Genomic DNA, 12,723 nt, shown 5'->3' on the forward strand with positions numbered 1-12,723 from the left:
ATTATTTTTTGTTTATTTAAATTTATCTAGTAAATCTGTTTCTTTCACTTTATCTTGAACTTCTTTGGCAGACATAACATTTTTAATGCCAATAACCGTAATGCCTTTTGCCTTTGCATCTTCAAACATATGCAAGAAATTCATCGGCGTGAAAACTACATCATATTGAGCTGCAGAACTTTTTCCTTCAGCGATTGAGCAGTGATGGCTTTTAGTAATTTCAACACCTAAATCTTTTAAGCCTTTTTCAACACTTTTCTTCATCATTAAACTTGTTCCTGATCCGTTAGCACATGATACTAATACTCGCATAATTAATTCCTCCGTTTATAAATATTTTTTATCATTTAAAATTTAGATTTACGACGAAAATCATCGTAACCATTTTTATTCACTAGTTAGTTAAGCTGCTGTTGCTGCTTTTTGTTTAACATACTCATCATAATCATCAACAATTAAGAAGTAGCCTTTTGGATCGGCACGATATTGTAATTGTGGAATTGCTAATAAAATTATTACTACTAAGCCCACACCAATGAAACCTAAATATTTCATTAAAACAGTGAAAATTGGCCAAACTGTTGCCCAGTCAAACATGCCTAGGTAACCGCCATATTGCGCTAAACCAACAAAAGAAGCGATTAAAGCCGAACCGACAACTTGTAAAATTCCTGAGATGAATGGGAAAATACAAGCAGCCCGCACACCACCACGGTCATTTGCAAATAACGCAATAGCTGCATTATCAAAGAACAACGGAATAAAGCCGGCGATTACAATAACTGGTGATTTGAAGACAATTAATAAAATAATTGTTAAAAATTGCCCTAAAGCTCCAAATAAGAAACCTAAAGTAACTGCGTTTGATGAACCAAACGCTAGGGAAGCAGAAACATCAATCCCCGGTACAGCACCTGGTAATAAAGTATTTGAGATTCCTTGGAAAGATTCCGTTAATTCATCAACGAAAGTTCGGACCCCTAATTGTAAAATAGCTAGATACACCGCAAAGTATAATGAAGTTTCTAAAATGTAGAAGAAGAAACTTTGCCCTTCTGCCATGAAACCTGCACCAATCAAGTAATCTTGGCCTAAAACTACCATAATTACGCTAAAGAAAATCAACATTAAAATTGAAGTAGAAACCATGTTTTCATTAAACATTGATAAAAATCCTGGGAATTTAATATCTTCCAAACGACGGCTGTTTTTACTCTTAGTTTTTTCAGCTAAACGAGCAAAAATATAAACCCCAAACATTTGTTGATGGGCAATCGCAAAACCAGCCCCTTCTGTTAAATCTTGGCAAATACCAACTGTTAAGTTAGAGCCTACTGCCCAGTAGCAACCTAAAACAACACCCATAATTACTAAAATTTCAACACGACCTAAATCTGGGAAACAGAAAAGTAATAACCAAAAAGCAGTCGCTGCCTGTTGGACTTGCACATTCCCAGTTGTAAAGACGGCCCGTAATTTAGTATATTTTTTGAAACGAACTAATAAAATATTCATTACAAAAGCAATTAGCAATAAAATCATCGTATCACTAAAAGTTTTACCAAATTCAATTTCAATCCCTGCTGTTACAGCATTTTGACCAAAATACGGGTCAATTACCATCGCATCTAAATTAAAACGTTCTTTCAGCCCGACTAAAATCGGCCGAAAATTATTAACTAAACCGCCAGAACCAACTGATAAAATCAAATAGCCGACTGTTGCTTTTAAAAAACCAGCAACGCTTTCATAAAATGGTTTTTTCAATAACATATAACCTAATAACACGATGAAACCAATTAAAAAGGCGGGCTTCATTAAAATATTAGCCGCAAAATAAGACCAAGCTTTCATAAATATATCCATTATTTTTACCCCTGCTTTCTGTTTTTATTCAGCTAAAAATATTTGCTGAAAGATTAAATGTTGTATTTTTCAACTAACCCTTGATACTCTTCAAAGCTGTGAATCACCGATAAATCTTCTACCAAACCATCTGTCATTAACATTTCTGATAAATTAGCAATATTTTGAACATGTTCATCGCCATTTTTTGCAGCTAAAACAAAAAACAATTTGGCATTTTTTTCAGGATTACCGGCTTCGAACACAACATCTTCCGGCATTTTTGTAAATGAAATTCCTGTACCAAAAACGCCTTGACTCTGCTCAGAGGAATGGGGCATTGCTACACCAGGAATAATTACAATATAAGGGCCATATTTGCCAACACATTCAATAATTTCATCAACATATACTTGACTAATCATCTCTTTCTCCAGCATGTTCTCGCAACTCATTTGAATCGCTTCTTGCCAGTCTCGCGGTTGCTTTTTGCTAAAACGGACTAAATCATTTTCTAAAAAATATTTCAGCATGAGTTATTTCCTTTCGCATATTAGCTAACAAATTTTCCATTTGCTGACTAATTTATATTTTTTTCTCTCTAAAAAGCGAGACTGTAGCTGCTACTTACCGGTATTCGTCTCGCTTTTTATCAAAAAATATTACCTGTAATTATTTTATCCTATAAGAATGAAGGGAATGGTGTGTCATTTTCAACTGAAAAGGCATCATCAAAGCCACGGTAGAAATTAAATTCCATTTTATCTTTATCATTTGGATAAGTGAATTTACCACCCACTTGCCAGATAAATGGTTTAAATTGATAATTCAAGCGATCTTTTTTGAATTTCCAAATTTCAGTAATTTCTTTAGGATCCGCCATAAAGTTTGACCAAATATCATAGTGAACCGGGATTACAACCTTAGCATTTAGCGCTTCTGCCATTCTTAACATATCTACAGAAGTTACTTTATCGGTAATCCCCCGTGGGTTTTCTCCGTAAGCTCCTAAACAAACATCAATTTTGTATTCATTGCCGTGTTTAGCAAACATATTGGCATAATGAGAATCACCAGCATGATAAATATTCCCACCACTTGTTTCAAACAAATAATTAACCGCAATTAAATCCATATCTTGTGGCATTTTGCCTTTTAATATCATATTAGGATCTTCACAAGTCACTAAAGCCGTCCGATCAAAAGCTTCCAGAGCTACAATCGTTACATCTTTTACAGCGACACGGTCGCCAGGTTTAACCACGATTGTTTTTTCAGCAGGAATCCCCCAACCTAACCAAGTGTTAACGACTTCTTGCGGGCCGATAAATTTTGCGGCTGGACAATTTTGATGAACAGCGGCAGCAGTATTAATATCTAAGTGATCAGAGTGAATGTGCGTAACTACTAAAGCATCGACATCTTTCACTGCAAACGGATCAATTACAAAAGGTTGCGTCCGCAAGTTAGGTTGCATATTTTGAACGCCACTCATGCGCATCATTTGATGGCCTTTTTTCATAGTGCCATCTCCATGGCTACGTTTACCTGTGCCACACCATAAATCACATAAAATATTAGTACCTTCATGCGATTTTAACCAAATACCAGTACAACCTAACCACCACATTGAAACAGTGCCAGCTGCAACTTCTTCGTTTTCAATCTCTTCATTTAGATAAGTTCCCCATTCAGGAAATGTGGATAAAATCCAACTTTCTTTTGTTACGTCATTTACAGTTGCCATTGTCTATACCCTCCATTTTTACGAATGTTTTTATGAACGTTTCATTCGCAAAAGTTTTTTCCAGCGATAGAATTATTTTCTATCCATCTGCTTTACATGTTCATTTTACAGGGTTATTAATCGCTTTCAACTTATTTTTACGAATGTTTCGTAAAAAAACGGCAGTTTTAAGAATTTATAAACTTTATCCAAAAACTTTTATGAACATTTTGATTTTTTTATGATATATTATCATTAAGTAGCAATAAATGTTCAAATTCAGCATAATCTTGAAAAATATTTTATTAAAGGAAAGAGACTTTGAGTTTTATGACTTGAAGCATTAAATTAAGAGGTGGAAAAAATGCAGAAATTTTTATGGTCAGGTTATCGTTTAGGAAAAAGTGGTGTGATGTTGGCAATCTATGGTATTTTCGCTGCCTATATTGTCTATTTGGTTGTAACAGCACCCTTGTTAAGCACCAAATTAATTTTCGGTGGTGTCGGACTTTTTGTTTTAACAGTTGCTCTTTATTTCGAATATTTAAAAATTCTTTACGCCAATATGATTGCTAAATTAACCGTTGATTGCGATATTCCCAAAGCGGAAGAACTTCAAAACAAACTGATTAAAAGAGATTTTGCCAAAGGTTTTCAAAAATCACTAATACTATTTGACAGCTTATTGCTGATGGATCAAGGAAAATACACGGGATGTTCCTTACATTTACAAGAGCATCATGAATTTTTTCATGGCTCACTAGACTATTTATTCATTTATTATCATACCCAGTTACATTTGGCTTATTTTTTTAATGATCAAGAATTAGCGGAACGCACCTACAGTAAATTACAAAGTTTAAAAAATCAACCGAAGAAAAAAATGAAGCCGCTCTTCTCCTGGGATGAAATCGAAGGGGTTAACTACTTTATCAGCCAACGTTATAGCAAAAGCATCCAAGCTTTTGAAAAAGTAAATACAAACTTATTTAATCCGCGAGAACTTGTTTATTATCGCTATATGAAAGCTCAAACTTTGTTAGCCTTAAAACGCCAACAAGAAGCCAGTCAACTTCTGCAAGAAATGAATACTGAAAAAAACACGATTAAAATCGGCAGGTGAAAATTGATGAAAAATTCTAACGAAAATATTCAAAAACGACGAGAAGATTTAAGAAGCTTATTAAAAGAAGCTGGCACATTAACAGTTAGACAACTTAGTCAAAACTTAGCTGTTTCAGAATTGACCATTCGTCGCGACTTAGATATTTTAGAAAAAATGGGATTAATTCAACGACAACACGGTTCAGCCAGCTATATTCCAGAAACAACCCTTGAAGACTTTAATGCTGAAATCGAAAATATTAAGGAACGCATCGCAAAACAAGCTGCCAATTTAGTTCACGAAGGAGATACCGTTTTTGTAAACACCGGCACAACGGCCTTAGCTGCCTTAAAATTCATCCAAGATAAAAGGGTCACGATCGTTACTAACAATATTAAAGTAGCGACGGTGGAACATCATCCAGATTCTGTCATTATTTTTAGTGGTGGGGAAATTCGCTTTCCTAAAGAAACTTTAGTCGGCGATATTGCTATTGACAGTTTTTCCAGAATGCGTTCTGATGTTACGATTCTCGGTTGCTCTGGCTTAACCGTTCAAGATGGCTTTACAACCTCAGTTCTTCACGAAGCTAAAGTCAACGCAGCTATTTTAAAACACTCACCAGGCATTAAAATTGTCGTTGCTGACTATCGGAAAATCGGTGTTTCTTCTAACTATACCAGTGGTAGCTTAGAAGATATTGATGTTTTAATCACCGATAGCTTCGCTAACCCTGATGTTTTAAAAGAAGTTGAAGCTCACGATGTACAAATTATTCAAATTCCGGTTTAACAAATAAAATGAAAAGGAATGCCCTACTTTCATCGAAAGCAGCGGCATTCCTTTTCATTTCTTTAATTTTTTCGTTCAACCATTCGATAATAAACTTTCGATGTTAGTAGATAAACCGCTAAATAAAGCAAGGTAAAACCGACTACCGTAATCGTTGAAACAACGGTAATTAGTGTTTGATTCATCAAGCCAAATAAAACTAAGATTTTCCGAATAGCCGGTAAAGCAAATAGTAAATGTAAAGTCGCTAAGCCAATTGGGAAAAGGAAAACCATTAAAATCTGATTATGAATCGTGCTTTTAACTTCTTTATGGCTCATGCCAACTTTTTGCATAATTTCAAAGCGGCGAGCATCTTCATATCCTTCAGAAATTTGCTTATAATAAATAATCAAAGCCATCGCTACGGTAAAGCTCAAGCCAAAAATTAAACCTAAGAATAAGAAGCCACCGTTAAGTGTAGTCACGGCCTCTCGTTCAGCATCAACCGTAGAACCAATCACGTATTCCAAATCATCATAAGGTAAAGCTTCAGGTATCACTTCACTATTTTGTGTTGTTAGCCACGTTTCTAAACTTTCCGAAAAAGCAATTCGATTAGCGTGTTTTCCCGATACATTTGCCATAAAAGAGCTACCATATAGTACATATGCTTCTGCTACAGCAGTTTGATTAAGCTTTTCATTCAAGTCACTTAAGATTGCTTCGTCGCGAACAACTAAGACGAAGTTATTAAGGATACTGACACTTTGTTTTACCCAAGGAAGTTCAGCGATTTTTCCTTTAACTTTAAAGTTTTGCCCACCGATATTTAATGTTTTCCCTGAATATTCTCCTAAAACGTCTAATAACAAACATTCATCTGCTGCTAAAGTTTGATTATCACCAGTCATTATTTGATAATCGGAAAGAGAAATTATACTAATTTCTGCCATAATATCATTGGCACTAAAATTTCCCCGTTGTGTTAGCGTAAAATTTTCTCCTTGTTGGATCATTAGGGGTGCATTCAATACAGGGAAAAATAGTTGCTCGGTGACTTCAAGCTGATTTTCTTCAATTAATTGTTCCACCTCGCCAGCCAGATCTTCATTAAGCACATGAGTTTTCACTGAAACATCATAAGGATACATGTTCTGAATGGCTTCTTCACTACCAAAATATAAACCAGCTGTTGAAATCACAGTTACTAAAACCATCGTGCTTAAAATACAAATGCTTGCTAAACCAGCGCCATTTTGTTTCATACGGTAGAGCATTCCAGAAATATTAACAAAAGCTTTCGGTTGATAATAAAAATTTTTGCGTTTTTGCAAGAATTTCAACACAGCCACGCTGGTCGTAATCATCAATAAATACGTCCCTAGAATCACTAAAATAATCGCCAATAAAAAAGTTTCAATGGCAGAAATTGGTGATTGAATCGTCGCGGAAATATAATAACCACTCCCGAGCAACCCTACCCCAATCACCGCTAACAACCAATGAGCTTTCGGTGTTTTTTCTCCAGTACTAGAACCATGTAATAGCTCAATCGGGTTGGTTCTTAACAAATGAAAAATATTATAAATCAGTAGTAATAAATGAATTAACAAATATAAAGTTAAAACTGAAACTAGCATTTTGCCATTAAATTGAAAAACAAAATCGCTACCTAGTCCAGTCAATTTTTTTAAAACTAAAAATAGAAATTTACCAATAACTAGCCCTGAAGCTAAACCAGCAAGATAGGTTAAAAAACAAGTTAAACCACTTTCGATTAAAAGCATTAAACTTAAGGCTTTTTTATCCATCCCTAAAACATTATATAAGCCTAGTTCCTTTTTTCGCCGTTTAATAATAAAACTATTAATATAAAAGGCAAAAATCACTGAAAAAATCGCAATAATACTATTGCCAAAGGTAAATACTTGATAGACAATTTCAGCTTTCGGCATGGTTTGAATTCCTTTATTGCCAACGATTGTTTGAACTAGCAAATTTAAAATCACTAAAAAAGTTAAAGCTGCTAAATAAGGTCCATAAGTTGCTTTATTTTGACGAATATTTCGCCAAGCTAATTTGAAATAAAACATCAACTAGACCCCCTTTGTCAGCAAGACAGTTAAGGTATCGGAAATTTCTGCCATAAATTCTGATTGATTGCGTTCACCGCGATATAATTGATGGAAAATCTGCCCATCACGAATAAATAAAACCCGTTTAGCATGGCTGGCAGCCACAGCGCTGTGGGTAACCATTAAAATCGTTTGCCCCGCTTGATTAATTTCGCTAAATAACTCTAACAAAGCATCGGCTGAGCGAGAATCTAAAGCTCCCGTCGGCTCATCGGCTAAAACTAAAGCAGGTTGCGTAATTAAAGCTCGCGCCACTGCCACCCGTTGTTTTTGTCCGCCAGAAATTTCATAAGGAAATTTATCCAGCAAATCAGCAATGCCTAAAGCTTCCGCTAAAGGGGTTAGCCGCTGATTCATTTCTTTTAAAGGTACTCTTGATAAAACTAAAGGCAAAAAGATATTATCTTTTACATTAAAAGTATCCAATAAGTTAAAATCTTGAAAGACAAAGCCTAAATGTTCCCGGCGAAATTTCGCTAACTGTCCTTCTGGAATGCTACTTAAATTTTGCTGTTGCAACAAAACTTCCCCGCTAGTAGCTTTATCCAAAGTCGCTAAAATATTTAACAACGTACTTTTCCCAGAACCAGATTCTCCCATAATCGCAATATATTCGCCATCTTCAACCGTAAAATTAACATCTTTTAACGCTTCAACTTGATGACTACTTAACCGTGTCCGATAAATTTTTTTAAGATTGTTAACTTGCAATAATTCCATCTTGCCACTTCCTCTTTATAATTTAATACTGCTTTTAAGCTATGTCCTTAGTTTAAAAGAATTAACAAAAGAAAAACAGTTGCAATTACAGGTCCCAAAACTACAAAATTGTAATATGAAAAGCGGAACAAGCTGGTCAGCTCCCGAATAAAGTGCAAGAATAAATTATAGCGGTGCTTTTTACTGCGAATTTCTTCTTCACTTTATCGAGTGGAGCTAGCTTGTGCAGCTGGGTTATATAAAAAGCGGAGCGGGCTCGTTCAGCTCTCGAGCAAAATGCAGAATCAAATTATAGTGGCGTTTTCTACCACGAATTTTATTCTCATTTTGCCGAAGAGAGCTAGCCCCTGTAGCTAGACACCATGAAAAGCGGAGAAACTTGTTCTGCACCTACCAAAATAAAAAGCTAGCTAAGCTCGCCATCATCACTTATCATAATGATTTAAAAACCTAGCTAACTAACTTTAATATTTATCACTATTTTTAACGAATTCTCCGCCATAAAATCATCAACAGCCACACTGACAAGCCTAAGCTAATCACTACAACTAAAATCCAGCCAAAAACCGAATCCGTCAGGGGCAAATCCATATTCATGCCGAAAAAGCCAGTGACAATCGTCGGAATCGTTAGTAATAAGGACCAAACAGTTAATAATTTCATAGTATCATTCAAATTATTATTTAAGAGATTATTGTAAGTGTTAGATAATTGTTCTAAAACTTGCGCTGCTAAAGCCGCCATTTCGTTGGCCTGTTTGGCTTCAATAATCGCATCATCTAGCTGTTCTTTTTCAATATTGGTTAGCTGGCGATAACTATCAAAGGCCTTCAAGGTTTCTAATAAAACAGCATTTTGTTTGGTGGCGGTCACTAAATAAACCAACCCTACTGATAAATCTGACAAAGCCAACAAATGTTGATTAGTAGTATGTTGTCGTAATTTTTCATTCAATTTATCTCGGTCACGATTGACGTTTTCAATGAGCGGGAAAAATTGTCCCGCCAACTCAAATAAAATATGAAACAACAAACTATATTGACTTTGATTACTATTTTGATGCAACAAGTTTTCAATCAGCGGTACAAGATGCGCCGTTTCCTTTGTTGTAAAAGTAAAAAGACAATCCTCTTTAATAATAAAAGTCATCGGTCGCGTAGCGTAGTGATTATTTTGTTTTTCTTTTAAAGGCACATTGTAGACCACCAACAAAGCTTGATGCTCAAGATCATATTCCACCCGCGCCCGCTCGTTTCTATCTAAAGCATAGCCCACCATCTCATCGCTCAGTTGATATTTTTGCTGCAACTCACTAATAGTGGTACTTTCACTACTATCTACATAAATCCAATGATTTTTTCCTTGATTAAATTGACGTTTACTTTCCATAAAATCCCCTCAACATTCAGCAGCTTTAGCGCCTATTTCTACCATACTCTGCTATTTATTTTACTCCATAAAGCCATAGAAAAAAAGCTAACTATGGTAGCTAGCTCAAAAAAACGACTCTTATTTTTGAAATTAACAGTTATTTACGAATCTCCGCTAACTTTTCATCAATTAATTTTATCACATATTCCCGCGCAACTTCATCATCAACAAAGTTATGACGATCTCCGTCAATTTGAATTTTAGGGCTTTCGTTATAATCTTCATACCATTGATCATAGCGGCGATTTAACTCTTGATAATAATCATATAAAGAAGCATCAAACTCTAACTGCTCATATTCACGGCCCCGTTTTTGAATACGACTAAGCATCGTTTCAAAAGATACGCGAATATGCACTAACAAATCTGGGTGTTTCTTCTTGGCTGCATAAGGCAATTCTTCCAACATATTCCCTAACAGCTCGTCATAAACTTTAACTTCCGTTTCAGTAGCTCGCCCTAAATCAGCATTTAAATGAAAAAGTAAAGAATCTTCATAAATCGAACGATCCAAAATATTATTTTCATGCTGTAAAGCTTTTTTAATACTAGCAAAACGCTGATTTAAAAAATAAATTTGCAATAAAAAAGCATATTTTTCTGGTTCTGCATAAAATAATGGCAAAACTTCGTTATTATCAATCGCTTCATAAAACGCTTGACTATGTAAATGCTCGGCTAACATGGCGGTTAGACTTGATTTCCCCGCACCTATCGTTCCAGCTAAAACAATCACACTCATCCCTCACACTTCTATCTTCTTTTAAATTTTTCACAACGACTTCACTATACGCTTCTATGAATTTTTCGTCAAATTTTTTTGCTTCTATTAAAATTTTAATAAATCCGCCCTTTTCTCTTAATTTTTATTAAAATTCCCCAATATTCTTTAAGGTTTTCCAAAATCTACTTGTTTTCCTTCTACTAAGTGGCATAGAATAGGGAAGGCAAGTTAATGACTACGCGTTTTAAGAGCAAGTGAAAATTCAATTCCGCTACTCTTTATAGACGTTTATCCAACAAACAAATTTTTAACATATGAATGTAGAGGTTTTTCTTTTGAAATTAATCGGAAAAGGTGTCGCTTCTGGCAAAATTATTTTAATGGGCGAACACGCCGTAGTTTACGGTCAACCCGCAATTGCGATGCCCTTCTTAGCAACTCAAATCAAAGCTGAAATTACCGCAGCACCTGAGAATCAACTGATTTCCAGTTATTATCAAGGCTTGTTAGCGAAAGTCCCGCAAGCTTTAAAAAATCTTGTAACACTAGTTTACGCCTTACAATTGCACTTCGCTGATAATGACGGCTTGCAAATTACCATTGAAAGTAATATCCCCGCCGAAAGAGGTATGGGTTCAAGTGCTGCTGTAGCGGTGGCAATCACACGAGCTTATTTTGATTATCAAGAAACAGCGTTATCTGAAAAAGACTTATTAGCTTTTGTAAACTTATCAGAAAAAGTCGCTCACGGTAATCCTAGCGGCATTGATGCGGCGGCTACCAGCGGCCCTAATCCTTTGTATTTTATCCGTGGTGAAGAACTAGCAACTTTCCCTATGAATATTGATGCTTACTTAATCGTGGCGGATACTGGTATTAAAGGCCAAACCCGTCAAGCCGTAGCCGATGTTGCGGAACTTTATCAACAAAATGCAACTATTGAAGAAGTTATCCAAAATTTAGGCAAGTTAACAAAAACAGCTCGCCAAGAAATCATCGCCAATCAACCGCATATTTTAGGAGAGTTAATGACAAAAGCGCATCACTGTTTACAACAGCTAACGATTAGCAACACTAGTTTAGACCAGTTAGTTGATGTGGCCTTAGCTCATGGTGCTTTAGGTGCCAAATTAACCGGCGGTGGCCGCGGTGGCTGCCTAATCGCTTTAGCTAGCGATTTAACTAGCGCTGAAAAAATCGCAGCTGCTCAAAAACAAGCCGGCGCAAAAAACACTTGGATTCAAGGATTAGGAGGATTCGCTTAAATGCTACAAGGAAAAGCGCGAGCTTACACTAATATCGCCCTAATTAAATATTGGGGAAAAAAAGATGAAGACTTAATTATTCCGATGAATAGCAGTCTTTCTTTAACCTTAGATGCCTTTTATTCCGAAACACAAGTGACTTTTGACCCGCAACTTACAGAAGATATTTTTTATTTAGATGGCAACTTAGAAACCGGTAAATCTTCAGAAAAAACGAGTCAATTTCTCGATAAGATTCGTCAAATTGCTAACATCAAGACTTTTGCTAAAATTGAAAGTCAAAATTGCGTTCCCACAGCCGCCGGTTTAGCTTCTTCTGCTAGCGGTTTAGCTGCCCTAGCTGGAGCTTGCAACGCCGCTTTAGAGTTAAATTTATCAGAAAAAGACTTATCCCGCTTAGCCAGAAAAGGTTCTGGTTCCGCTTGTCGCAGTATTTTTGGTGGCTTTGCTGAATGGGTGAAAGGTGATTCGGATGAAAATTCTTTCGCTGAATCGATTGCCGCTGATGGTTGGGAAGATGAACTAGCGATGATTTTTATTTTAATTAATGACCAAGCTAAAGACGTCTCTAGCCGTGATGGTATGCGGCGGACAGTTTTAACTTCACCTTTTTATCAAGGCTGGTTAACAGCTGTCACTGAAGACTTAGCCACAACCAAAACGGCGATTGCCACAAAAGACTTTACTTTATTAGGGGCAACAGCGGAAGCCAATGCTTTAAAAATGCACGCAACCACGTTAGGGGCTAATCCGCCATTTACTTACTGGTCGCCAGATAGTTTATTCGCTATGAATCAAGTACGGCAACTACGCCAGCAAGGCTACGATTGCTATTTCACGATGGATGCCGGCCCTAACGTAAAAATTTTAACTAAAAAAAGCCAAGTGCCCGCTCTTTTACAAGAATTAAACAAAGTTTTTGCAAAAGAAAAATTAATTACCGCCCAAGCCGGCCCTGGTATTCAAATATTTTAAAAAATTAGTAAAAAGGATTTGAG

Annotated in this window: 12 protein-coding genes; 4 read left to right on the forward strand and 8 right to left on the reverse strand. The window is 36.0% G+C overall.

Annotated features, from left to right (window positions below):
- Positions 1-12: 12 nt before the first annotated feature.
- From M2139_RS04575 to ulaG, 4 genes are all read right to left on the reverse strand, one after another.
- On the reverse strand, positions 13-312 hold the full coding sequence (locus M2139_RS04575; protein WP_280737634.1) for a PTS sugar transporter subunit IIB: 300 nt from the start codon (positions 310-312) through the stop codon (positions 13-15).
- 90 nt (positions 313-402) lie between these two features.
- Complete coding sequence (locus tag M2139_RS04580; RefSeq protein WP_280737635.1) at positions 403-1,866, reverse strand: PTS ascorbate transporter subunit IIC; 1,464 nt, start codon at positions 1,864-1,866, stop codon at positions 403-405.
- Positions 1,867-1,919: 53 nt separating this feature from the next.
- The gene (locus M2139_RS04585) at positions 1,920-2,378 is read right to left on the reverse strand and encodes a PTS sugar transporter subunit IIA (protein ID WP_280737636.1); all 459 of its coding nucleotides are present in this window, start codon (positions 2,376-2,378) and stop codon (positions 1,920-1,922) included.
- A gap of 149 nt (positions 2,379-2,527) precedes the next feature.
- Complete coding sequence (gene ulaG / locus M2139_RS04590; protein WP_280737637.1) at positions 2,528-3,592, reverse strand: L-ascorbate 6-phosphate lactonase; 1,065 nt, start codon at positions 3,590-3,592, stop codon at positions 2,528-2,530.
- A gap of 343 nt (positions 3,593-3,935) precedes the next feature.
- Here ulaG and M2139_RS04595 point away from each other — a divergent pair, with 343 nt between their 5' ends.
- The gene (locus tag M2139_RS04595) at positions 3,936-4,694 is read left to right on the forward strand and encodes a hypothetical protein (protein WP_280737638.1); all 759 of its coding nucleotides are present in this window, start codon (positions 3,936-3,938) and stop codon (positions 4,692-4,694) included.
- Between the two features lie 6 nt (positions 4,695-4,700).
- Positions 4,701-5,468 (forward strand): DeoR/GlpR family DNA-binding transcription regulator, encoded by a 768-nt coding sequence (locus M2139_RS04600; RefSeq protein ID WP_280737639.1) that lies wholly within the window; start codon positions 4,701-4,703, stop codon positions 5,466-5,468.
- Between the two features lie 62 nt (positions 5,469-5,530).
- Here the strand turns inward: M2139_RS04600 and M2139_RS04605 are convergent, their stop codons facing one another.
- The 4 genes from M2139_RS04605 to M2139_RS04620 all read right to left on the reverse strand — a co-directional run bounded on the left by M2139_RS04605 (position 5,531) and on the right by M2139_RS04620 (position 10,478).
- A complete protein-coding gene (locus tag M2139_RS04605; protein WP_280737640.1) occupies positions 5,531-7,543 on the reverse strand; it encodes an ABC transporter permease in 2,013 nt (670 codons plus the stop codon).
- 3 nt (positions 7,544-7,546) lie between these two features.
- A complete protein-coding gene (locus tag M2139_RS04610) occupies positions 7,547-8,305 on the reverse strand; it encodes an ABC transporter ATP-binding protein (RefSeq protein WP_280737641.1) in 759 nt (252 codons plus the stop codon).
- Positions 8,306-8,788: 483 nt separating this feature from the next.
- A complete protein-coding gene (locus M2139_RS04615; protein WP_280737642.1) occupies positions 8,789-9,694 on the reverse strand; it encodes a magnesium transporter CorA family protein in 906 nt (301 codons plus the stop codon).
- A 139-nt stretch (positions 9,695-9,833) separates the two neighbouring features.
- Complete coding sequence (locus M2139_RS04620; RefSeq protein WP_280737643.1) at positions 9,834-10,478, reverse strand: deoxynucleoside kinase; 645 nt, start codon at positions 10,476-10,478, stop codon at positions 9,834-9,836.
- A 317-nt stretch (positions 10,479-10,795) separates the two neighbouring features.
- Here M2139_RS04620 and mvk point away from each other — a divergent pair, with 317 nt between their 5' ends.
- Entirely contained in the window at positions 10,796-11,725 is a 930-nt protein-coding gene (gene mvk / locus M2139_RS04625; RefSeq protein WP_280737644.1) for a mevalonate kinase, read from the forward strand.
- A complete protein-coding gene (gene mvaD, locus M2139_RS04630; RefSeq protein ID WP_280737645.1) occupies positions 11,726-12,700 on the forward strand; it encodes a diphosphomevalonate decarboxylase in 975 nt (324 codons plus the stop codon). It abuts the gene before it with no gap.
- Positions 12,701-12,723 lie beyond the last annotated feature (23 nt).

This window comes from Enterococcus sp. PF1-24, from assembly GCF_029893325.1.
Taxonomy (GTDB): domain Bacteria; phylum Bacillota; class Bacilli; order Lactobacillales; family Enterococcaceae; genus HY326.